Below are 24,390 nucleotides of genomic sequence, written 5' to 3'. Positions count from 1 at the left end.
TGCCCCCAGAATCTAATTGGGGGTTCACATCTTTCGCTGTCATACGATATCCAGCTCGCGACCTCATCCAGATCGCGACCTCGCTAGGCGAAATAACAACGGCTGCATTGGCAGCCCTGGATCTTTGCCTAGCCGATTGAACTACGGCCGATATTCGTGGCTGGCGATCAGGCAGACTTCACAACGACCTGTCGCCAATTGGCGAACCTGAATCAATTCTTTGGGAAATCCCCAGCGTTCGACCTGCTGTATCCAGCCGGGGATCTCTGCGGCGCGGTCATAATCGCCCAGCTTTAAGGTCAACACGATCCCTTGAATGCGAACGTCTGAATGTGACAGGATCCGACCGACCATCGACAACACCTTCGGTGGTTTCAGAGTCGCGTCGACGATCAACCAGCGATAATCGCGGAACTCGCTGATCTTTAAATCTTCGGCTCTAGCCAGGACGTGCGTCATGTGCCGATGTTCGAGGATTTCCTCGTCCATTTCCGCGGGATCGATTCCGGTTACCTTGAACCCCAGTTCCAGCAAACGCTGACAGGCTCCGCCGGGAGCGCTTCCGACTTCAACAACCAAATCCCCTGGCCGCATCGGAAACCCCGCCCAAGCCAGAGCCTCAGCCAGTTTGAAATAGGCTCGCGAAACCACTTCTTTATCGGCGTCGATCGGCTGAATGGCCCCCGGCCAGCGCGTCGGCAGGTCTTCGGCAAGGTGCCAACCAAACCACCACTCGCCCGGATCGACGATGATCACATCAAAAATTCGCTGTCCCTTGCCGGCGGTCAAGTTAGGACCGTTGCAAACGACATCGCCAGAGGCGGACAGATGCTGAAACAGCCGTTCGGCTAAATCTTCTACCAACGGGTTGGGAGCATGCGGTTCGAATCCGAATTCACCGACAACCGCGCGGTCTCGAGACCATACGTGCAGTTGATCAAAGGGGCGATCATCGGTCTGCCGTAGTTTTGTGATCGAATCTTTGGCAGCGGCCAGCAGGACTTCCAGATCACTATTTCTAGATTTCCCGGCAGCGTGGCAGACGGCCCGAGCAAACGGATTCCGGGGGAGAGACTTGGCAACCGCATCCGCGGCCTCGGGATCGACCTTAAAGGTCACAAAACCGGGGCGTGAAAACGCTAGTCGCAACCCTTCCCTGCCCAACTGCTCTTTCAGAACCCCTTCAGCACCACGCTGACAGGCAACCATCACAAACTGGGCATCGGACATCAAATCAACTCGAAATAAAAGTGGGAGCACACGCTAAAAGCAAGCACTGTTCTAGCAGAACCAAAAATCGGCTCCAGTGGACACCCCCACCCTAATCCGCCTTCCGGCAAGCGAGCACCAAGAACCCCCAAAAGTCCCCTACCAGTTGCCGTCGTTCAGCTCTAACCAGCGTTCTTCCAAGGCTTCCGATTCTTTATTCCATTCGGCCAGCTGATTGTGCAGTTCCAGCGCCTTTTTGGGATCGGTACAGGTAAGCAATTCGTCGTTGGTTTCTTTCTTTTGCTTATCGAGGGAAGCGATCTTGCGTTCGAGTGTTTTGATTTCGTTGCGGGTTTTCTTTTGATCCCGTTGGCCTCCACGAGAACCATTCGATCCACCCGACTTTCCTCCTCCGCCCCCTTTCCCTGCGTTTCGTTCCCGTTCTCCGTCGTCGACTTCTTTGTTCATCGCGTAGAGATAGGCGTCGTAATCCCCCAGGTAATTTTTCACCGTTCCATCACGCACTTCGATGATGCAACTGGCAATTCGCTTCATGAAGTACCGGTCGTGACTGGTGAAGATGACCGTCCCTTTGTAAGCCAACAGGGCATTTGCCAGGGCTTCAACGGTTTCGACATCCAAGTGGTTTCCCGGTTCGTCCAGGACAAGGATATTGTGGGTTCCCAGCAGCAAGGAAGCGAGACACAACCGAGCTCGTTCGCCCCCGGACAGGACCTTAATTTTTTTCTGTACGTGTTCATCGCGAAACAGCAGCGAACCGGCAACCGTCAAGATCTGCTGGGTCGTCGTCCCCGGCGTCGACTCGTACTCCAAGAATTCCAGCACCGTTTTTTCTTGGGGCAACGTGGTGTAAACGTGCTGTGCATAAACACCGATATCGCAGTGATGCCCCCATTTCATATGCCCGTCGCAAGGTTCCAAAGAACCGGTCAACGTCCGCAGCAGCGTGGTCTTTCCCTGTCCGTTATCCCCAACAATGGCCGCTCGTTCGCCATGTTCGATTTCCAGCTGAATATCGCTGGCGATGGTTCGTTCGGGATACCCAATGGCCAGGTCGGTCGTCCGCACGGCGGGCCCCTGCCGAGGATCCACTTGCGGGGCTCGGATGGTGACCGTTGGCAGATCGACTTCGATTTCGGTTGTCTGCAATCGTTCTAATTGTTTGGCTTTGGAACGTGCTTGGCTGGCCGTACTGGCGTTGGCACGGTTCTTGTCAATGAAGGTCTTTAGCTGTTTCTGTTTAGCGATCACGGTCGCGTTGACCCGCTGATCGTGTTCGCGACGTTCCTCTTGATAAGTCAAGAAGTCGTCGATTTTCCCTGGATACATCGTCAGTTTGCCGCGGCTTAGATCCAATGTCTGGCCGCAAGTCGCCTTCAAAAAAGCACGGTCGTGAGAAACGATCAAACAAGCCTGGCGAAAATCTCGCAGGAAATGCTCCAGCAAGATCTGAGTCCGGACATCCAGAAAGTTCGTCGGTTCGTCCAGCAGCAACAAATTCGGCTCGTGCAGCAACAGTGCGGCCAATTTAACCCGCGTCTGCCACCCCCCCGACAATTCTTTGACCGGACCTTCCAAGTAGGGCCCTTTCAGTTCGAACTGGCCAGCGATTTCTCCGCATTTCCAGTCGGGCTGATTGCTGTCCCGCATCAAAAAATCGAGTGCCGATTCGCCTGCCACAAACGGATCATGCTGCCGCAAGTAGCCGACTCGCAGTCGAGGGTGCTGAATCACTTCACCGGAATCAAGTTCCTCCTCCCCTAGCAAAACACGCAGGAGGGTCGATTTCCCCGCCCCGTTACGACCAACAAAGCCGACTTTGACGTCATCGGTGATATGGGCGTCGGCACCATCAAGTAAGATCTGGTCACCGTATCGCTTATGGGCGTCGCGAACTTGCAGTAAAACCGCCATGGACTATCGTGACAAAAGGTTGAAGGAAGAAGGCAAATAACGCATTGCAGTGAAAGCACGAACCAAAATCGTAGCCCGACAACTCATTACAGTGAACCCGGCAGCCAACGGACCTATCGATTTGGTGACCTTCGCCGCTCGTCGAAATCCCCTCGATCCCACGCCGACGCGGTCCGGAAGTCGCTGTCCCATTCCCCTCGCCGAAGGTCACCGATGCAAGCCCGCCCCTCCTTGCCACGCCTGTCCCCCCTGCTGGCTGGCTGTTTCCTGTTATCGGTGTTCTCGGCCCGCTGCCTGGGCTACGAACCGGTCGTCCGAAACATTGAAGGGTGGACCGTCCGGATTGAGCCACGCCTGCTTGAACAGCCCGAACTATCTTCGAAAGCGTTAAAAGCCCTCGCCAATCATCTGCAGAGGGTCACCTACATCCTCCCCGAAGAACGGGTTGCGGAACTGCAAAAGATGCCGATTTGGGTCGAACTGGAGAATTCGGAATTGGGTTCCTTTCAGTACCACCCCAACCGGAACTGGTTACTGAAGAACGGCCACGATCCGGCGATGGCCAAACACGTCCACATCCCCAAAGCTGCCGACCTGATCCGTCGTCAAACCTGGGCCAAGCATCCGTACTGTATCATGCACGAATTGGCACACGCCTATCACGACCAAGTCATCGGATTCGACTCTGCAGAGATCCGTGACCTGTACGAACAAGCGAAAGCTGGCGGCACCTACGACGACGTCTTACTTTTTACTGGCCGTCGCGTCAAACATTACGGGATGAACAACGCCAAGGAGTATTTCGCTGAAGCTACCGAAGCGTACCTTGGCGTTAACGATTTCTATCCTTTCGTCCGAGCCGAATTAAAGGCACACGACCCACACATGCATTCCTTCTTAGAACAGACCTGGGGAAAATAACCGGCCATGAATTTTAAACACGCTGTAACCGCTCCTGTTGCCCTTTGCGCCCTGCTTGCCCTTCCCTCGCAGCCTTTGATGGGGCAGTCAGATGAGAAGGCGAATGCCCTCCTGACCGAAGCGATCACCGAAGGGAAGATGGCCGGAGCCGTTGTGTTGATCACCCGCGACGGGGAAACCCTGTACTCCACCGCCGTCGGCGAAGCCCAATCCGAGCCGTCCTCGCGTCCCATGGAAATGGAGACCGTTTTCGACATGGCCAGCATCACCAAACCGGTTTCCACGGCAACCGCGATCATGTGTTTGGTCGACCAAGGCAAAATCGACCTCGAAGCCCCTGTCGCTAAATACTGGCCTGCGTTTGGTGCCAACGGAAAGGAAACGATCACGATTACCGATCTGATGCTCCATCGCGGAGGCCTGATTCCAGACAACTCCCTGCGAGACTACAGCGACGATCAAGCGAAGAACTGGCAGAATTTGGCGAACCTAAAACCGACGGCAAAACCGGGCGAGAAATTCGCGTACTCGGACGTTGGATTCCAGGTCTTGGGAAAAGTGGTTGAAGAGGTCAGTGGACAGCCACTCGACGTGTTTGTCCAAGAGCATATTTTTGCTCCTTTAAAAATGACAGAATCGACTTACAACCCTCCGGAACCGCTCCAGAAACGGGCGGCGTCGACTGAAAAAGTTGGCGGCGAATGGTTGACCGGAAAGGTTCATGACCCTCGAGCTGCCCGCATGACCGGCGTCGCAGGTCACGCAGGATTGTTTTCAACCGCAGCCGATATGACTCGCTACGGTCAAGCAATGATTCAAGAAGGGGAACTGGATGGCGTCAAAATCTTTTCGCCCGCCACCTTTAAAACCATGACGACGCCCAGAAAAGTGCCTCGCGGGCTGCGAGCATTAGGCTGGGATGTCAATTCGCCTTACTCGTCCAACCGCCCAACAGCGATGTCCGATGCGGCGTTTGGCCACGGCGGATTCACCGGAACGGTCCTCTGGATCGATCCGGAGCAAAAAATCGTGTTTGTCTTTTTGAGCAATCGTTTGCACCCCGACGGAAAAGGGAGCGTCAACAAACTGGCGGCCGAAGTCGCTGACACGATTCTGAAAACCAAGTAATTGTCGCCTTTCGCTCGGGACGTGAAATTTATCGGTGACGGTTTCCGAGTAGGGACCACCGTCTGGCAACGGCGGAACTACCCTCGTAGCTCCGCCTCTCGGGACTTGCGATTTATTAATAAAGAAAGTCTGGCTCCCCTCGCCCCTGAGCGAGCTCTTTGGGGCGAAAGAAATCTCTGCTGGCTCGTTGCGTGATCTCTGCCTGTTTGTTTGATTTAGTGGAGCTTGCTTGGAGGAGAGGGGCTGGGGGAGAGGGGGAGATTTCCAGGCGGCGATTTTGCAGCGAAGACGCGGTAAACGCCTGGGATTTCAAGCGATTATGCCACGCCTGGCCCAACGCTGTCGGCCCCTCTCCCCCAGCCCCTCTCCCCCAAAACAAGCCTTTGAATCGTACTTAATTGAATTAGCTGGCGAACCGTTGATCCAGTATCAAACCTGTTTTAAGCGAGCTTGTTTTGAGGGCGAGGGGAGCCAGACTTACTTCACTTACAAATCGCACGTCCTCTGAGGCGGAGAACGTCGCAAGCACGAGTCTCGTAGCTCCGCCTCTCCGAGGCGGAGAGCCCTCGCAAGCACGAGTCTCGTAGCTCCGCCTCTCCGAGGCGGAGAGCCCTCGCGAGCACGAGTCTCGGAGAGACTCGCCTACGTGCCATTGCCCGTAAAGAATGGCAATGAATCAGCAATCGTGTCGCGGCGGTGCCGCCCTCGTAGCTCCGCCTCTCGGGACTTGCGATTTATTAATAAAGAAAGTCTGGCTCCCCTCGCCCCTAAGCGAGCTCTTTGGGGCGAAAGAAATCTCTGCTAGCTCATTGCGTGATCTCTGCCTGTTTGTTTGATTTAGTGGAGCTTGCTTGGGGGAGAGGGGCTGGGGGAGAGGGGGAGATTTCCAGGCGGCGATTTTGCAGCGAAGACGCGGTAAACGCCTCGGATTTCAAGCGATTATGCCACGCCTGGCCCAACGCTGTCGGCCCCTCTCCCCCAGCCCCTCTCCCCCAAAACAAGCCTTTGAATCGTACTTAATTGAATTGGCTGGCGAACCGTTGATCCAGTATCAAACCTGTTTTAAGCGAGCTTGTTTTGAGGGCGAGGGGAGCCAGACTTGCTTCACTTACAAATCGCACGTCCTCTGAGGCGGAGAACGTCGCAAGCACGAGTCTCGTAGCTCCGCCTCTCCGAGGCGGAGAGCGTCGCGAGCACGAGTCTCGTAGCTCCGCCTCTCCGAGGCGGAGAGGCCTCGCGAGCACGAGTCTCGGAGAGACTCGCCTACGTGCCATTGCCCGAAAAGAATGGCAATCAATCAGCAACGATGTCGCGGCGGATCTGCCCTCGTAGCTCCGCCTCTCCGAGGCGGAGAGCCCTCGCGAGCACGAGTCTCGGAGAGACTCGCCTACGTGCCATTGCCCGAAAAGAATTGCAATGAATCAGCAACGATGTCGCGACACCTTTCCCGACTCCATCCTGCGGCTTGCGAGCCCGACGGGGCGACGTATGTCCTACCTTGGACTCCAGACTTCCAAATCGGGGGCGTCGGCTTCGATCAGTCCACTCTGCTTAGCCTGCTCCGAAAGCATTGCGAGGGCTCGTCGACCTTGCTCGCCCAGATCGACGGTCCATTTGTTGACGTATAAATCGACATGCCGCATCAGGACGCGATCGTCAAACTCTTGTGCATACTGCCGCATTTCCGGGAGTGAAGAATCGGGGTCCTCCTGGGCGACTTTTAACGATTCCGAAATGACCGCATGGATTGTGGCGATGGTTTCATCCCCCAGCGAACGTCTGGCGACCAGCCCACCAAGCGGCAGCGGCGTGCGTGTTTTCGCCTCCCAACGCGTCCCCAAATCCTCGACCAGCGACAACCCTTGCTGCTGCCACGTAAAGCGTCCCTCGTGGATACAAACTCCAAAATTCCCCTCACCGGTCAACAAGAGCGGCATGACGTCAGAGAAGACAACCTGCTTCACACGCGTTGTATGAGGATGGAACAAGTGAAACAGCATCGTCGCCGTCGTATCGGCTCCGGGACAAAGCGTCACCTGAGTCGAATCGGTCGGGACTTGATTCGGTTTCGCTGCTAGAAGCAGGGGACCAACTCCGTATCCCAAAGCCGCCCCGACAGGAAGTACGACCGTTTTATCTGACAGATGCAGCGCGGCATGAAAACTGGTTTTCGCCACATCAAAATCGCCGGCGAACAAACGGTCATTCAGCTCTTGGATATCCAGCAATTCGACGCGAAATTCAAGCCCACGCCAATCGACTCGGTGCTCCAACAATGCGGCAAATGCAAACGTATCGTTGGGGCATGTCGAAATGCCAAGATTTACAATGGTTGTCATGTTCCGCTGCGGTGTAGGTCAGTTCGAATCAATTTGGTGGAAATACGACTGGACTCATAGATTACAGGCAAACCGCTACCCGGGTGGGTGCCGCCGCCAACCAAGTAAACTCCTTCCAGTTCCGTAAAGCGGTTTTGGGGCCGACGATGCAGCATCTGCCCAAGGTTGTGCGCCAGATTAAAGGTCGCTCCCTTGTAGATATGATACCGATCCTGCCAATCCGCAGGAGTGATCTGGTGCTCGACTTCGATGCGTGAGCGAATATCGCCCAGCCCGATCAGCCCCAATTGATCTAGCACCCGCTCTCGAAACGGGCCCGCTTGCTGCTTCCAGTCCAGCGATGGATGCATATGGCTGACAGGAACAAGCACGTACAGTGCACTCTTACCGGGCGGAGCCAACGAGGGGTCGGTCACACTGGCGTTTTGCACGTAGAAGGACGGATCGTCACTCAGCACATGTCGCTGTTCGATATCAAGCAAGTTCTGATCGTAGTCTTTCGCGATATGGATGTTGTGATGAGGCAAATCAACGGCTCCATCCACTCCCAAGTACAACATAAAAGTACTGCACGAATACTTTTTGGTCCCCAGCTGCTTATCGGTCCAGCGCCGGCGGAGGTGATTGGGGACCAAACGCTGCATGGCGGCTGCAAAGTCGGCGTTGATCACGCAGGCATCGGACGGATACCGGCCCTGTTCGGTGATCACTTCCTTGACGCGGCGACCATGAAACTCAAAACCGGTCACCTCCTCATTCAAGCGGATTTCGACTCCAAGTTCGGTGGCGATTTCCGCCATCCGCTCGCTGACACGGTGACAGCCCCCAAGCGGATGCCAAACTCCGTATTCATATTCCAGGTGCGACAGAATGCTGAACAGACTGGGACACTGAAACGGCGACATCCCCAGATATTTCGCTTGGAACGCAAACGCGATCACCAACCGCGGATCGGTAAAGTAACGCCCCAATTCCTGGCCGAGACTTTTCGTCGGCCGAAGCATCGGTGCCGCCCGCAAAACACTGGGGCGAAGAAGATCCAAGGGGGACCGAAAAGGAGATTCCAGAATCGGGCGAAAACGCTCCAGCTTATGGCGATTGTCATCCATGTATTTCCGCAGCTGGCCGACATCCTGCGGGCTTAGGCGTCCGATTTCGCGGTCCATGTCATCCATATCGGCCGAACAATTCAATTCGCCCCCCGCCCCAAAGGTCAACCGATACATCGGGTCGATCCGCTTCATCGGGACCTCCTTCATCAGGTCATAGCCGACCGATTGAAAGATCTCTTCAAGAACCCGCGGGTAAAGAAAAAACGTAGGTCCACAGTCAAAGTGGAATCCGTTCATTTCGATTGAAGAGGTTCGTCCCCCGACGCGGTCGGCCCGTTCAAGGACCGTAACCTTATATCCGGCATGAGCCAACTGCATGGCAGCCGCCAAGCCACCGGGTCCCGCACCCACAATAACGATCCGCTTTTCTTTCAACGCCTGCATCCTGAATGCGAGTCACCTAAACCGCTAGGGAACGTTTACACGTTTGCGATCCCTGTGGATTGTAGCGACCTTGACCAGTCCCACCACGCCAGCTTGCCTGCCCGCTGCAATTCCGATGGGGATTGGGGTTACAATACGGAAACTTTCATAACGCGTTTCGTAGACCGGCAACAATCGATGGCATTCTCCTGGTGGAGCTGGCAAGGCAAACAACCCACACCTGACCAAGCGGAAGAATACGAGCGTCTGCGAAAGAATGCCCCGATCCCAACGATTTGGTTGTTCGGCAAGACAGGCAGCGGTAAAAGCTCCGCAATCCAGTTCCTAACCGGTGCCGATGCAGCGACCGTCGGGCAAGGCTATCGCCCCGAAACCAAAACGTCTCGACGCTTTGATTTCCCCGATGCAGAAGACCCTTTGCTAACGTTCCTCGATACGCGAGGGCTGGGCGAAGCCTCCTACGATCCGGCCGAGGACATCCAAAGTTTCTCCGAATCGACGCAGCTGATGATCGTTACCGTGCGGGTGACCGACCACGCGCTTTCTTCGGTGCTGGATCCACTTCGCACGATCCGAGCCGCCAATCCCAACCGCCCCGTGGTCCTGGCTCTGACCTGCCTGCATGAAGCGGTCGGGGGCGACGACCTATCAGCGGAGGGGAAAACGGTCAAAGACCTACCGCCGCAGCTGTGTGAATTGATCGAGGAAAAAAAACGGCAGTTTCACGGACTGTTCGACACCTTCCTGCCAATAGACCTCACGCAACCGGAGGATGGCTTTGCGGATCCCGATTTCGGGGGCGACGAACTGCAACGATCGATCCTTGACAAAATGCCTCATGCCTACCGGCAGGCGTTGCTTGCGTTGCAGGAAAACGACAGGAGCGGCAAAAGCACACGCCAGCAAAAGTCGCGTAGGCATGTACTGGGATCAAGCGCCCTAGCGGCGACCGCAGGCGCGGTCCCATTACCCTGGATCGACATCCCCGCCGTCCTGGCAATCCAAGCTCATCTGGCGGTCCAAATTGCCAAGATCTATGACCAGGAATTGACGCCCGCTCGCTGGGCGATCCTTAGCAGTGCCGCTGGATCGAGGGTGATGATCCGATTGGCGATCCGGAGCACGCTGAAACTGATACCGGTGATCGGCATGGCTGCCGGAGCGGCTTCCTCCTTTGCGTTTACCTACGCGCTCGGAATGTCGTGGGACTGGTATTTCGCCAATCTCCGCGACGGAAACGTCCCCCAACCCGAAACGCTTCGCGATGTGTTTAGCAACCAATTAAAACGAGGGCATGAACTGTGGCGCACCGAATGATTTGGCGACGCCCGTTTCGCCCACGTCTACTGATCCTGCTGGCACTCTGGACACTGCCAATTGCAACCTATGCGGTCGCTGGCCTAGTCGCCATTTATCAACAGGGGTGGTTTCCTTGGATTTTGTGGACCCTCCCGCCGATGTGGTTGACCGCATGGGCAATCGGACACCTTTGGCCGGCACCACCGGCAAGCGATGCCAGCTATATCCAGCCGCTGGACACGCCTGATTTCTGGACCCCACGAGATGTCGAAGCGAGCAAAGTCCTAGAGAACTTTCGCAGTGAAGTCGCCGACGTCAACCTGGAATCGATCACCGACGTCCAGCGTTACCTTGACGATGCCCGCACCTTGGCCTCCCGCCTGGCCCAGCACTACCACGCCGATGGAAGCGACAACCTGCTCCATCCGCTCACCCTTGTAGAAATCTTGGCGGTCCTGCACCTAGCCATTGAAGACGTCGAAGAGTGGATGCAGGAAAACGTCCCGGGAAGTGACTGGGCGACGATCGGTCAACTGGAACGCGTGCCGCGTTATGCGAACGCATTTAATGGAGCCCAAAAGATCGTCTACTTTGGAACGGCGATTCTCAACCCAGCCAAACTGCTTGCGTACCCGCTGTGGCAAAAATCGGGGAAGCTGGCCGGCGAACTGCAAGACGAGATCATTCGCCGGTTCTACCAAAAAGTGCTCGGACAGTTCGGGTATTACTTGATCGAAATGTATAGCGGGCGATTGCGGGGTGGAAGCAAACAGTACCGTGCGAGATTTTCGGTGCTAAACAAAGCGATCCAGGCCAACGGAGGGACCGCCAACTTCGTGGACGAATTGCAAGACGTTGAAACCACGATCGCCCTCCTCGGCCAAGTCAAAGCGGGCAAGTCCAGCTTGATCAATGCATTGCTTGGCCAGCACGCGGCGCAGACCAGCCTGCTTCCCGAAACCCGCCAGGTCACACGGTATCGCTACCCGCTACCGGGATCCTCCAACGCGTTGGTCTTGTTGGACACGCCGGGATACAGCGAAGCCGATCTGCCTCGGCAACAGTCGCAGGAAATCCAGACCGCAGTCGCCGCGGCGGACATCGTGCTGTTGGTCCTGGCGGCCAACGTCCCGGCCCGCGACGCCGACTTGCGAATGCTGACAGAGTTACAGGCGAACTACCAGAAACAACGTCGGCTAAAACCACCGACCATCCTGGTCGTCTTCACCCACGTCGACCTGCTCCGCCCTATCGGTGAATGGGAACCTCCCTATAACTGGCAGAAGCCTTCTTCGGCCAAAGAAAAATCGATTGCCGGTGCAATCGATTACGCCAAGGAGATCCTTGGCAGCCAGGTAGCCATCGGCGGATATGCGGCGGTCTACACGGGCGACAAACAACCAATCCCGACCAATGCGAGCGAAGAATTGGTGCCGCTGCTGATTCAGCATCTGGATCACGGGCATGCTTCCGCAGTCCTCAAGGCCTTTTATCAAGACCTGGATAAACAGCGTTACAAACATCTTGCTCGCCAGGTCATGCAGTTGGTCAAATCGGTTGCTCCGTAGACCTGGCCGCCACTTCATCTAGCCACAACGCGAGAAGCGATATGCCCGCAAACGATTCGCTCATCCTGGCAGCCCAGCAGCTGGCCGACAAAATCGATTCACTGACTTTTGCAGAACCGGTGACACACGTTTACAACCCGCTGCAGTATGCGTGGCAAGCCCATCAGCAGTATTTGGAAATGGCCAAACCGAGGACTTGCAAAGTGCTGTTCCTGGGGATGAATCCCGGGCCATGGGGAATGGCACAAACGGGGGTCCCTTTTGGACAAATCGAAGCCGTCCGAGACTGGATCAAAATCGACGCTCCGATCGGCAAACCGGAGCACGAACATCCCAAACGCTTGGTCGAAGGACTGGCTTGCCGGCGAAGTGAAGTTTCCGGAGAACGGCTTTGGGGGCTGATGCGGGAACGATTCAAAACGCCTAAAAACTTTTTCAAGAACCATTTTGTCTCGAACTATTGCCCACTGGTATTCATGGAAGAAACCGGCCGTAACCGGACCCCAGACAAATTGCTTCCAGAGGAACGGAAGCAACTAGCCGAAATCTGCGATGAACATTTGGTTGCCGTCCTAACCGCCTTAAAACCTCAATGGGCCGTCGGGGTCGGCGCCTACGCGGAGAAATGCCTCCAACGTGTCGGAGCCGAATTACCGGTACAGATCACCCGAATCCTCCACCCCAGTCCGGCCAGCCCTGCAGCGAACCGCGGGTGGGCCGATCAGGCAACGCAACAATTGTCCGAGAGTGGCATCTGGACCTAATGACGATCATGACTGTTCGCCGTACACTGGCAGCATTCTTACCCTACAACTGGAGCCGACCGGAGTGGATGAAGACGAAGAATCTGAGGACCGTGAACCGTCCACGGAACCCTGGGTCTTTGACAAGCGAGTCATTTTCGTTGGCAAACTGGGGGGTGTTTCTCGACGCGAAGCGATGCAATTGGTGCGCAGCCAAGGTGCGATCGTTACCGAACTGCTGGATACCAATGTCGACGTCATCGTCATCGGAGCAGAAGAATCGCCGCTCGCAGAATCGGAACTTCTCAGCAACGAAATTCGCAATGCAGCGGCATGTGGCGAACTGGAAATCCTCCACGAGACCGAACTTTGGCAGCGGATTGGATTGGTTGAAGCCGAACAAGCGATCAAGCAACTGTATACCCCTGCAATGCTTGCCGACCTCCTAGACGTTTCGGTCCGCGTCATCCGCCGCTGGCATCGCAAGGGATTGATCGTCCCCGTCCGCACGGTTCATAAGCTTCCCTATTTCGATTTTCAAGAAGTCGCAACAGCGCGGCGTTTAGCCGCGTTGGTTGCCTCGGGGGCAAGCCCCGAAGCGATCGAGAAAAAGCTGACGGAATTGGCCAACGTGGTTCCCGATGTGCAACGCCCGTTGACTCAGCTGAGCATCCTTGTCGAAGGCAAGCAAATCCTGCTGCGACAGGGAGAAGGGCTGATCGAACCGGGCGGCCAACTGCGAATCGATTTTGATGCGTTGGACCAGACAGATGTGGTCGCCGAATCGGATTCGCCGTCGATTCTTTCGCTGGCAGCATCGATGGAAGGGAATCGCAATTCAATCGAATTCCCACTCCCGGATGATGATTCAGGAGAACTGGATCCGCTGCTGCAGCAAGCCTACGACGCGGAAGATGCCGGCGATTTCGAGCATGCGGTGAACCTCTATCATGCAATCCTCGCCCGCGATGGAGCCCGTGCAGATATCAGTTTCCAACTGGGTGAACTGCTTTACCGGATGGGAGACGTTACCGCGGCTCGTGAACGGTACTTCGTCGCGATTGAAACCGATGAAACGATCGTCGAAGCGCGAGCAAGTTTAGGATCGGTGCTAGCCGAAACAGGGCAAGCCGAACTGGCAGTGGCGGCTTTTCAAGGAGCCCTCACCATGCACGATGAATATCCTGACGTCCATTACAACCTGGCTCGCACGTTGGATGACCTGGATCGATCGGAAGAGGCAAGACCGCACTGGCAACGATTCCTGCAGCTGTCACCCACCAGCCCCTGGGCTGCCGAAGCCCGCCAAAGGCTTGGGATCGATGATACCAATCCGCTAGACGAAAACGATCCGCTGGATGACAACGACTCGCGAGATGAAACGAAGGCTAAACCACTCGATCCCCCGCCCGAATCGCAGTAAACGGTAGCCCAGCAGGCGAACCTCAATGCCGTCAACTTTCTAAACGGAACGGCGCGAGCCGTCCGGCAAACGCATTAAAAACAGAATGAACTTGCCGGACAGCTTGCATCATCCGGCAAGAAAGACCGCCCGCAGTTGCCAAAGCAGATGGCATTGGTCGCCCCGCAAAAAGCAAAAAGAGCGACGGCGGCCCGCGGAGCACTTTTAACACTTTCAGCACTTGATTGCCTCCTGTTCGGGCTCGAGCAGGCAAACGAACGTTTGTGATGATGAGACGTCTTTACGAACTCTTTTTCACCTAATCTACACCAACGGCCGGAATAATCGTTCCAACCGTTATCGTCCGCGGTTTTCATTCCCTCCAAGCACCCAATTTGCAGGTAAAGGTTGGCGAAACATCCCCCTCCAATTAGGATAATCGTTCAAGCCCCTATGAACTGCACCAAGACTGAGCCCTCCCAATGCCGACCTCGCACGCCCAATCCCACGCGCAGAATCAAAAGCCAGAGTCGAACCTCAGGACCGTTTCGGCCCCTGAGACCGGTTCACTCACCGAGCCCTCCGCGACCCGATTTCAGCCGGCTAAAGTTCTGCTTGCTTTGCCCGCCTACAACGAACAGGCTTCCCTGCCTGAACTGATGGAGCGGATTGGTGAAGCGTTCGCGGACAGCGGCCATCCATACGAAGTGATCATCGTCGATGACGGTAGCCAGGACGACACTTTAAAGATTGCCTGCCAGTGGTCCTTCCAGATGCCAGTGCACGTCCTTCAGCACAAACAGAACCAAGGGCTGGGAGTCACCATCCGTGATGCGTTGCGGGAAGCGACCGACCGTGCAGGCGAGCGTGACATCATCGTAACGATGGACGCGGACAACACGCATCCACCGGGTCTGATCGATCGGATGGTTCGCACGATCGGGGAAGGCTGCGATGTTGTGATCGCATCCCGGTTCCAAAACGGAGCGAGAGTGATTGGTGTCCCTTTCAATCGGGCGATTCTCAGCATTGGAGCCCGCCTGATATTCACACTCATTTTCCCAACACGCGGCGTGCGAGATTACACCAGCGGGTACCGGGCCTACCGAGCTGCGTCGCTGCGACAAGCCTTTGATACCTTCGGGGACGACTTCGTTGCCGAACGAGGCTTTTCATGCATGTCCGATATCCTGCTGAAGCTGCGATCGCAAGGTTGCATGTTCGGCGAAGTCCCATTGCGTTTGCGTTATGACCAGAAGGGTGGTGAAAGCAAGATGCAAGTCTTTAAGACCATCGGTTTAACCCTCACCCTTCTCGCACGCCGCCGGCTCGCATTCCTATCTCCGAAAACGAAAAACGATGACGCAAACGAGTAACCCGTCCGATTCAACGGCCCCCGCTCACTGGTTGGTTGTGGGGGGCGGCATGATGGGATTAAGTGTTGCTCAGCAGCTTGCTAAACGTCATCAAAAAGTGACGATTTGTGAAGCGGCACCCCAATTTGGCGGATTGACCAGTGCCTGGAATCTAAACGATGTCGTCTGGGACCGCTTCTATCACGTGACCCTCCTCAGTGATACTCGCCTGCGCGAACTGCTAACGGAAATCGGCCTTGAGAAAGAGATCCGTTGGGTGGAAACGAAGACAGGGTTTTACGCCGGCGGCAAACTGTACTCCATGTCCAACACGATGGAGTTCCTGCGATTCCCACCGCTGAATCTGATCGAAAAACTGCGTCTTGGTGGCACGATTTGGCTGGCTTCTAAAATCAAGAACTGGCAACGCTTAGAGAAAATCCCCGTAGCCGACTGGCTGCAAAAATGGTCGGGCAAAGGGACCTTTCAGAAAATCTGGCTGCCACTCTTACGCGCCAAACTTGGGGAAACCTACAAGCAAGCCTCGGCCGCTTTTATCTGGGCCCACATCTCACGCATGTATAAAGCTCGCCGAAGCGGAATGAAGGTCGAAATGTTCGGCTACGTTCCTGGCGGCTATGCAAGAATCCTTGATGAACTGGGAAAATCGCTGCAGGACCAAGGCGTCGAAATGCAAGCCGATTCTCCGGTGCAAGACGTTCACCGACAGCCCGACGGAAAAATTTCAGTCACATTCAAAGACGGCCGGCAAGAGTCTTACGACAACGTCCTGTTCACGATCCCGTCGCCACTGATCGCAAAAGTCTGCCCGCAGTTAGATCCACACCAGAAAAAACAGCACGAGAACATCCAGTACATGGGCGTCGTCTGCACGTCGCTGCTACTGAAAAAACCGATCAGTCCGTACTACGTCACAAATATCACCGACGATGTTCCGATGACGGCCGTGATCGAAATGTCGACCATCGTCGATCCCGAAAAAGAATTGGGAGGGCACTCGTTGGTCTACCTACCGAAATACCTTCCTCAAGATTCCCCTGGACTGCAGGAACCGGACGATGTGATCGAGGAACGCTTCCTCAGCACGTTGGAAGGCATGTATGACCATTTCTCGAGGGATCAAGTCGCAGCCGTCCGAACGTCTCGAGCCAAATACGTAATGGCGCTGCCGACGCTGAACTACAGCAAAAATCTTCCCCCCGTAGTCACTTCGGTCCCGGGGCTGTACGCATTAAACGCAGCTCACATCGTCAAAGGGAACCTGAACGTTAATGAGACCATCGAACTGGGCGATGAAAAACTGAACGAAGAAGTCTGGCCCGATTTCTTAGCCCGATCGACTAAGTAAAACCGTGCCCAGCCTCACACGTACTGGCTGGCCCTGAATCTCCGGTTCATCGCCTAGCTGAAAGATGTTAGCCGCTTAAAGCCACCCCTGGTTCCCAGGAACCATCAAAGAATCCGCGGCGAGAGCTCAAAGCCATCGACGTTCTTGGCGGAACGGCGCGAGCCGCTCCGCAATCGCATGGAAAACACAATCCATTTGCCGAATCGGCTTGCGCCGATCGGCTATAAAAATCCGCCCGCAGATGTGATTGGGCGAGAGCCCTACGGCGGGTTAGCAGTCGGCCTTCAACACGTGCTTTGCAGGCTCTGTCGGGACATCCCGACAAAGCTCCGCTGCGAGCACGTGATTTCCTGGCCGACTTGGGGTTTGCCGAATGGCCAAAGGAATGAAATTTCAGGAACTACAAACGTTCCATACGACGGCGGATCGCTTCGGTCGACAGACGAATGACCTTCGGTGCTGCGGAGAGATTGGTTTGCAGCAAATCGTCTTCTTCTTCCAAGCCGCCATACTGAACGATGAAGGCACCGATCTGCAGGCCCGGTTCTTCGTAAACCGGAGGCCAAAATTCTTCACTTCGACTGGACAAAGTTTTCGCCAGCAAGCGAGTCGCTCGCCCAGAAAACCCGCTTAAGACCAACTCAAGCCGCCCCAGTGGTTCGCGATAAACATAAAAGACCAACGCCGCGTCTTTTGATTTATCTCCTCCCACCCACGACCAAGTACCGTCATCCCCTTCACAGTAGATGCCCGGTTTGTCGATTTTGTCATTCTTGCTTAGTTGGACCCCGGCCGAGGCTGCGTTCGGTTTTGGATCGTTTTCACGATAGCGCAAAAAGAATGGACATGCCCGACTAGAAGAATCGTCCAAATCATCTTCACTGGCAAATGGCGTACAGCCAAACGCGTCTGCGAAGATCATTTCAGTAACCGGATTACTCTTCACACTACCAATGCAGACCAAGGCTTTATCGCCCTGAGAATCCGCGTAGCCGTCAAAGATTTTGCGAGCGCGGGCCTGTGCATCTTCATCCGAGCCATGCCCCGGGCTCCAGACCAAGGTTTGCTGCAGTTGATCGGGATGCGAAGACGTGGACTGAACCTCCTCTTCGCTCCCATGCTCTGGCATCGTTTGCATTTTGGCGTTTCCGCCTAATGTCGAAATCCCATTCAGCAATTCACCGATCAGGACCGAGTCAGAGGCGACCACCCAGGCATTTGTGGGGTCGGAATCGGCTTGCCGGACTCCAACACAGATTTCAATGTCTTTACGTCTCGCAAGCGTTTCCCAGAAATTCTCTGGTTTCACAGCGAACAGGGCTCCGGGAAGCTCGCTAGCACGGGCGTACCCCTGGTCAATTAAGTAATCACACAACTTTGAAAGGGCTTCCAAAGGTATGTATTTCGCTTCATTCTTCAAAAGGGCGGCGACTTGGTGACGATCCAAGCCGGTATGCTCGACAATCGCTTTGATCGTTCCAGGGCGTTTCCGCCGATCAGGGCTATGGCCGAGAATCTCCGCCAAACGAAAGGCATAACGCATGGCTACTAAACTTCCTTTATCATGGATAAAAAGGGGTACGAAGTTAGTTTAACTCCCCTCACAGATCTGACAAGCCGAATACGGAGATAGCCTTAACGGGAAGTTATCAAACCTTCGCAAAGATTTGGCGAAGTTTGGACATTGCCAGGTACGTAAGGTAGATTTCTGACGTTATAAACAAGGGCCCTTATCCAAAAATTTTCTCACGACTGCTACGTACCGCTGTGTCTGCTTCAGATGCCGATCTGCCAGCCGAAATCCCCCATTACGACCATCCGACAATGTCGGCGTCGGAACAAACGGGGGGCGGTGACGATTTCGATATCCATGCCGACGTCAATATCCCGGCACAAATCGGCGGATACCGAATCGAGAGGCTGCTTGGCGAAGGGGGAATGGGCCGCGTTTACCTGGCCGTTCACGGCCCAATGGAGCGGATTGTCGCTCTTAAAACTCTAACCGCCGCTCGAATGGGCAGCCCCCAAGCGATCGAAAGGTTTTATAGCGAAGTTCGCGCCGCCGCCCGATTGCTCCACCCAAACATCGTCACCGCGTTTGATGCAGGCGAAGCCGAAGGGGTGCACTTTTTGGCGATGGAATACGTCGACGGCCCCACCCTGACCCAAATGGTGGCAGAACGTGGCCCCCTGTCGGTTCCAGAAGCGGTCGACGTGCTCCAGCAAACAGCCACAGCACTCCATTACGCCCATGTCTCTTCGATCGTTCATCGAGACATCAAACCAAGCAACCTCATGCGGGGGCCCCGAAACGTTATCAAGCTGCTGGACCTGGGGCTGGCGACAATCGCCTCGGATCAGCGTGCCCCGCTGGAATCAGGGCGCGTCCTGGGGACCGTGGAATACATGGCCCCAGAACAACTGGAACAGGCGAACCGCGCCGACGCTCGCTCAGATATTTATGCCCTGGGAGCCACATTTTTCTTTTTGCTGACCGGACGAACCCCATACGAAGGGGACCTGCTTGCCCAAATCCAAGGGCATCGTGACGGTGCGGTCCCCGATCTTTGTACGCTTCGGCACGACGTCGACGTGCGGCTGGATCATGTGCTCCGCCGCATGATGGCCAAACGCCCCCAAGACCGGTACGCCAGCCTAAGTGAATTGCTGGAAGACCTGACTCACTGGCGAGCCTCCGCGACGCCCATCTTCCCAGCCCCTGGCCCGGCGAAAACCTGGAAAGACCGTCCAACAGTTGGCGGAGACACCACATCCACAGCTTCGACCGACGTGGTCGGCATCGACCTGGGGATGTTTTATGGTGCAATTGCACGAGCCAACCCCAAAGGGGAACTGGAATCCCTTCGTGCCGGTGGCCACAACAAACCTTTGCTCCGCTTGGCAATCGCCAGCCGCGGCGACCAACTGTTCTTCGGCAACGAAGCGCTCGATTACCGCATCCGGCGTCCTGAAAGGGTTGCCCACTGCTTGCCGTTGTATATCGGGCAAGCGACCGTCGAACGCCGCGTCGCAGGGGAATGCTGCCCGCCAGAAGTCCTGCTGGCGCTAGTGCTGCGTCAAGTCATGAGCAACGGCTGGCCTCAAAAGGCGGCTCCTCAAGCAACCGCCATCACCGTCCCCTCCTGCTACGACCAACTGCACCGACGAAGCATTCTGCAGGCAGCCCAGATCGCAGGACTCACCTCAATTCGCCTGATCGACCGATCGATCGCTGCCGCACAAGCGGTGCTGATGAATGATTTCACGCATTCACCACTCAGCGTCCTTGATGAACCAGAAACGCAACTTGCGGTTGCGATTACCGGGAACACAACCGAAGCGGTTCTGCTCCGCCGTGTCGGTGGCCGCATCCAACAACTAGCGACCTCAGGAGCCTGGCATTCCGGAACGCTCTACTGGCAACACAAACTGCTGGACATCGCCGCCCAGCAATGCATGCAGCAATACCGCTTCGACCCTCGTGAATCCCTGGCCGATGCGACTCGCCTGCAGGTGGCATCCGAGAAGGCGCTTCGCCAACTGCTACTGCAACCTTCCACCAGTTTCCAATTTGTTGCCCGCAATCGGCCCCTGCAACTAACCATCCATCGCGAAACCTTATTTAGTGCCGTCAGAAAATGGCTGGACCGCTTCCACACAATGGTGGAACAAGTCGCAAACAGCCCTCTACGCGGCACCGCCTCGATCCAGCGCTGCATCACCATCGGTTCGATTACCAAAACGCCCCCGATTGAAATGATCCTGGGCCAAATTCTGGGACCGAACGCCGAATTTACCCCCCTGGAACGACAAGACATTGCGAGAGGTGCGGCCGTTTCGGTCGCGGGTGAACTTCCTGGACGAGACGGCATTCCACTGCCGCCGCAAGTCTGTACGGCTCGGTCACTAGGAGTCGTGGTCCACGACACGACAGGAAAGCGGAAAAAAGTCCTTCCCATCGTTCCCCAAGGGACCGCATTGCCGGCACGGACCAACCGCCGCCTGACGCCTGACCGAAATCCAAAATCCCCACCCACGCTTAGTATCGCCGAAGCATCCGGCTGGGAGGTCGAGGGCTGGCGATCACTGGGACGCCACAATCTGCCCAAGCAAACGACCAACACCCCCGCTGAAATCGGGTTCGATGTTGACAGCAACGGACTGTTATCGATCCGAGTTCGAAATCCCGAAACCGGCCACAGCGAGCCATTGCCCGCCCTCCCCGTTCCGAACCTCAGCGAAGAAGAAATCCAACGATGGCAGCAATGGGTCGTCAATCTGGACAGCAAAAAAGCCTAAGGGCGAACTCGGATCGTCAATAATACCGATCCATGGTCGGATCCATTTGCGGATTGGCTAAAACCGATTTTGCGGTCGATAACCTGCAACCGAGGATCGACCAGGCAGTGATCGATCGGAATCCCCAACCTTCCCAAACGCCGCGGCCAGCTCGCTTGATAGCCGTGACCCTCACGAGAATCGTTACACCCGGATCGTTCTAAGAACGTCTGAAAATGGCCGGACCAAGGCGTCACATTCAGATCGCCGCAGACAATCGCTTGTCGGTCGGGCGATCTTTTTTCTAAATGCCCTGCGATCTCGGCCAACTGTTCATTCCGAAATCGCCAATACCGGTCTCCAATGGGAGGCAACATATGAACGGCCCAGACTTCAATTGGGATTTCCGGATCGGCGGCGCGAAACCGCAGCGACGACACATCGCCAGGAAGCAGTACCGTATCGATCTTACCGGCAACTTTTGAATACAAGGCGATCCCAAACGCTCCCTGCCCAGGAACTTCCATCCGATAGGGATATTCTGCGCGAAGTGCCGCCAAATGATTGCGCATCGCGGGAGTCCATTCGACGATGACGATGATATCCGCGTCGGCGGCGTCGATATCCGCGGCCGTGTTTTCAATATCCTGATTGCCAACAAAGGTATTCCAGGTCAGAACGCGGATGTCCGTTCCACTTGCGACCACCGACGAATCAGCGGAAGCGGCAAACCAGCCCGAAGCCGGCAAGACAATTGCCCCAACGCCCAGTACCCAAACCACAGACATCGCCCCCCATCGCCACTGCTTGGTGACCGCAAAATAGGCCAACAGCCCACAAGCGAACCACCAACAATGCATCAGCGTGTGGGTCAGCAAATCGCAACCCCAGTGCAAATTCCTTCCCAGCCAAAACAGAATAACCGCGTACAGACAAACCAACGCGATCCGGGGTAGGAATTTCAAACGGAGCGGTTTGTGCATTGCTTCAGGAACATCGTTACCCATCTGCCCGGCTTTCATTGCGAAGGAAGAATGCGACTGCGAGGCAGCCCCAAACACGCCTCCCGGACCAACGACAGACGCGAACCATCATTCCTTGAACCACCATCCCTTGAACCAGCGTAACAGGCGACATTGCCGCTGGTGACTTCACAAAAAAACCCCTGTCAGAACCGAGGTTCCGACAGGGGCTTTACTGAAGACGTTAAAGCGGAGGGCACGAGACTCGAACTCGCAGCCCCTTACGGGGTACCTCAGTTCCAATGAGGCCGCTCACCAATTCGCTTACCCTCCGGGTGGTCGCCATTTCAGCGAAAGGGATTCTACCCTCCCGCCTGTTTTTTTTGCAACCTGTCTAACGCCCTAGTTTGTCAGTTTTGCGCCGCTGATTAGCTTAATGAACTCCTCATTGCTTTCAAAGCGGCCCAATTGGGTCGTTAATTGCTCCATGGCATCACAGGGATGCATGCTGCTGAGAGTCCGGCGTAGCATGGTGACCGCTTCGTAGGTCTCTTCGTCGTGCAGCAATTCTTCGCGACGTGTCCCACTTTGGGAGATGTCAATCGAAGGCCAAACGCGACGATCGGCCAAACGGCGATCAAGAACCACTTCCATATTCCCGGTTCCCTTGAACTCCTGGAAAATGGCTTCATCCATTCGACTGTTCGTATCGACCAGAGCGGTCCCTACGATCGTCAAAGAGCCACCTTCTTGGAAGGACCGAGCGGTTGCGAACAATTTCTTTGGAATGTCCATCGCTTTGATGTCCAAACCGCCTGACATGGTTGCACCGCCGCGACCGCCACGACCGACCCATTTATTAAAGGCTCGAGCCAGACGGGTGATCGAATCAAGCAGCACAAAGACATCTTCGCCCATTTCGGCCAGACGTTTTGCTCGAGCAATCACCAATTGGCTAAGGCGAACATGGCTTTCAACATCCATATCCAAGCTACTGGCGATCACTTCGCCGCCCGTCACGTTGCGCCGCATGTCGGTCACTTCTTCCGGGCGTTCGTCGATCAGCAATACGATCAACTTAACTTCCGGATGATTTTGTGCGATCCCTTGGCTAATGTTCTGCAACATGACCGTTTTACCGCTACGCGGGGGAGCAACGATCAAGGCACGTTGCCCTTTGCCGAGCGGTGCCAAGAGGTCGATAACACGATTGGTTATCGGCTGGCGGCCAATTTCAAGACGCAACCATTCGTCGGGATTTTCGGCTGTCAGAGAATCAAAGTCTTTTACTTCAAGGTATTCTTCTGGAGTCCGGCCGTCGACCGACTGAATTTCACGGACTCGCGGCCCTTGTTGCCGCCTCGCATCTTGAACCATCCCTTTAATCAGGACTCCTTCACGGAGCCCAAATTTTTCGATCATTGTGCCTGGCACAAAGGGATCGGTTCGTTCGCGAGAGTAGTTATTCGCTGAATTGCGGAGGAACCCATAACCGTTGGGATGCATTTCCAGGATCCCTTCACCCTCGATCAGAGGAGCGTCGTTGTCGATCGGCGATCCGCCGTCTCCTTCACCGCCTCCTCCGCCACCACCGCCCCGGCGTCGTCGCCGAGAGCGCTGAGGCCCGTTGTTATTATTGGTGGATCCTCCCTGTTGAGAAGGATTTCCGCCGCCGCCGTTAGAGCCGCCGCGGCCTCGATTGGTCCGTTTTTTCTTAGCCATAAGTCATCCAAAGACGCGCGTCAGGAATGTCGACAGGAAATCGACAATGGCTTTCCAAACGGAAACCGTTCGGCCGACGACGCGGAAATTAAGAAATGCCGCAGTAAAAGGGAATTGGGAAGGAATAACGATCTAAACAAGCCAGCGGCAAAACAAGGCCTATTCCAATCCGGTTAACAATCTGGCGTAGTGGATACTTCCGCTACGTGCAATAAATTACCGTCTCAAAGCTTTCTGCTAGGGACCCTTGCCGGGTTCTACGATGGACAAATATCCTCCCTCCGGGAGTGAATTTGTCGATCTCGGTCTCGCGCCCTTGATTGGACAGTCGGCGGTTCCGTTACAGAGGTCCACCTTCGCGGTGGCAGATTCAAAGATTCCGTTTGATTTGCTGCAAATATACGTCACTGAAACGCCGTGTCAACCCCGAAGTCTGCTAGCAGCGAGAATCACCCCCACCAGCAACCCCCGCACCCACCTCCGCCGTAATAACCCGATCGACAGGGCGATGCATGAGCACCCCAAAACAGTACCACTCAAGTATCGTTGATTCTATCACATGTGAGTGCGGAAGTAGAACCGATCGTCAGCCTGCAAGCTGATTTTGCAAAACGCTTTGGCGACGCCGCCCCTGACGGTCGGCCCGTCAGTTGACATTGCAAAA

General features: G+C 55.5%; 16 protein-coding genes and 1 tRNA gene. 9 read left to right on the top strand and 8 right to left on the bottom strand.

Going from position 1 to position 24,390, the window contains the following annotated elements:
- Positions 1–141: 141 nt before the first annotated feature.
- Positions 142–1,230, bottom strand: coding sequence for an SAM-dependent methyltransferase (locus FF011L_RS09220; RefSeq protein ID WP_145351398.1), 1,089 nt, complete (start codon positions 1,228–1,230; stop codon positions 142–144).
- Between the two features lie 138 nt (positions 1,231–1,368).
- Positions 1,369–3,144: an ABC-F family ATP-binding cassette domain-containing protein gene (locus tag FF011L_RS09215; protein WP_145351396.1), complete on the bottom strand. Its 1,776-nt coding sequence runs from the start codon at positions 3,142–3,144 to the stop codon at positions 1,369–1,371.
- A gap of 213 nt (positions 3,145–3,357) precedes the next feature.
- Here FF011L_RS09215 and FF011L_RS09210 point away from each other — a divergent pair, with 213 nt between their 5' ends.
- Both FF011L_RS09210 and FF011L_RS09205 read left to right on the top strand, forming a co-directional pair.
- Positions 3,358–4,065 (top strand): metallopeptidase, encoded by a 708-nt coding sequence (locus FF011L_RS09210; protein ID WP_145351394.1) that lies wholly within the window; start codon positions 3,358–3,360, stop codon positions 4,063–4,065.
- 6 nt (positions 4,066–4,071) lie between these two features.
- Positions 4,072–5,193, top strand: a complete 1,122-nt coding sequence (locus tag FF011L_RS09205) for a serine hydrolase domain-containing protein (RefSeq protein WP_145351392.1) — start codon at positions 4,072–4,074, stop codon at positions 5,191–5,193.
- 1,493 nt (positions 5,194–6,686) lie between these two features.
- Here the strand turns inward: FF011L_RS09205 and FF011L_RS09200 are convergent.
- Both FF011L_RS09200 and crtI read right to left on the bottom strand, forming a co-directional pair.
- The gene (locus tag FF011L_RS09200; RefSeq protein WP_145351390.1) at positions 6,687–7,532 is read right to left on the bottom strand and encodes a 1,4-dihydroxy-6-naphthoate synthase; all 846 of its coding nucleotides are present in this window, start codon (positions 7,530–7,532) and stop codon (positions 6,687–6,689) included.
- Positions 7,529–8,995, bottom strand: coding sequence for a phytoene desaturase family protein (crtI, locus tag FF011L_RS09195; RefSeq protein ID WP_246109832.1), 1,467 nt, complete (start codon positions 8,993–8,995; stop codon positions 7,529–7,531). Before crtI ends, FF011L_RS09200 begins: the two co-directional genes overlap by 4 nt.
- On the opposite strand from crtI, the gene FF011L_RS09190 reads away from it, so the two are divergent.
- The 6 genes from FF011L_RS09190 (at position 8,948) to FF011L_RS09165 (ending at position 16,764) form a co-directional block, all read left to right on the top strand.
- Positions 8,948–10,345, top strand: a complete 1,398-nt coding sequence (locus FF011L_RS09190; RefSeq protein WP_145351386.1) for a YcjF family protein — start codon at positions 8,948–8,950, stop codon at positions 10,343–10,345. The two genes, crtI and FF011L_RS09190, sit on opposite strands and share 48 nt — an antisense overlap.
- Positions 10,342–11,895 carry a GTPase family protein gene (locus FF011L_RS09185; RefSeq protein ID WP_145351384.1) on the top strand — a complete coding sequence of 518 codons (1,554 nt, stop codon included), beginning with the start codon at positions 10,342–10,344 and terminating at the stop codon, positions 11,893–11,895. The genes FF011L_RS09190 and FF011L_RS09185 overlap by 4 nt, the downstream gene beginning before the upstream one ends.
- 41 nt (positions 11,896–11,936) lie before the next feature.
- Positions 11,937–12,659: a uracil-DNA glycosylase family protein gene (locus tag FF011L_RS09180; RefSeq protein ID WP_145351382.1), complete on the top strand. Its 723-nt coding sequence runs from the start codon at positions 11,937–11,939 to the stop codon at positions 12,657–12,659.
- Positions 12,643–14,061 (top strand): tetratricopeptide repeat protein, encoded by a 1,419-nt coding sequence (locus FF011L_RS09175; protein WP_246109831.1) that lies wholly within the window; start codon positions 12,643–12,645, stop codon positions 14,059–14,061. The genes FF011L_RS09180 and FF011L_RS09175 overlap by 17 nt, the downstream gene beginning before the upstream one ends.
- A gap of 461 nt (positions 14,062–14,522) precedes the next feature.
- Positions 14,523–15,416, top strand: coding sequence for a glycosyltransferase (locus FF011L_RS09170; protein ID WP_145351380.1), 894 nt, complete (start codon positions 14,523–14,525; stop codon positions 15,414–15,416).
- Positions 15,400–16,764 carry an NAD(P)/FAD-dependent oxidoreductase gene (locus FF011L_RS09165; protein ID WP_145351378.1) on the top strand — a complete coding sequence of 455 codons (1,365 nt, stop codon included), beginning with the start codon at positions 15,400–15,402 and terminating at the stop codon, positions 16,762–16,764. The genes FF011L_RS09170 and FF011L_RS09165 overlap by 17 nt, the downstream gene beginning before the upstream one ends.
- 400 nt (positions 16,765–17,164) lie before the next feature.
- On the opposite strand, the gene FF011L_RS09160 is transcribed toward FF011L_RS09165, so the two are convergent.
- Positions 17,165–18,307, bottom strand: a complete 1,143-nt coding sequence (locus tag FF011L_RS09160) for a helix-turn-helix domain-containing protein (RefSeq protein ID WP_145351376.1) — start codon at positions 18,305–18,307, stop codon at positions 17,165–17,167.
- A 224-nt stretch (positions 18,308–18,531) separates the two neighbouring features.
- On the opposite strand from FF011L_RS09160, the gene FF011L_RS09155 reads away from it, so the two are divergent.
- Positions 18,532–21,063, top strand: a complete 2,532-nt coding sequence (locus tag FF011L_RS09155) for a protein kinase domain-containing protein (RefSeq protein WP_145351374.1) — start codon at positions 18,532–18,534, stop codon at positions 21,061–21,063.
- Here the strand turns inward: FF011L_RS09155 and FF011L_RS09150 are convergent.
- The 3 genes from FF011L_RS09150 to rho form a co-directional block, all read right to left on the bottom strand.
- Positions 21,060–22,049, bottom strand: a complete 990-nt coding sequence (locus FF011L_RS09150) for an endonuclease/exonuclease/phosphatase family protein (protein WP_218933094.1) — start codon at positions 22,047–22,049, stop codon at positions 21,060–21,062. The two genes, FF011L_RS09155 and FF011L_RS09150, sit on opposite strands and share 4 nt — an antisense overlap.
- Before the next feature lie 205 nt (positions 22,050–22,254).
- Positions 22,255–22,337 (bottom strand) — tRNA-Ser (locus FF011L_RS09145).
- Between the two features lie 69 nt (positions 22,338–22,406).
- Positions 22,407–23,726, bottom strand: coding sequence for a transcription termination factor Rho (rho, locus tag FF011L_RS09140; protein WP_145351371.1), 1,320 nt, complete (start codon positions 23,724–23,726; stop codon positions 22,407–22,409).
- Positions 23,727–24,390: the final 664 nt, after the last annotated feature.

Origin of the sequence: Roseimaritima multifibrata (assembly GCF_007741495.1) — a bacterium.
Classification (GTDB): Bacteria; Planctomycetota; Planctomycetia; order Pirellulales; family Pirellulaceae; genus Roseimaritima; species Roseimaritima multifibrata.
Note: the sequence above shows the minus strand (reverse complement) of the source record. Positions and strands in the feature narration are given on the sequence as shown.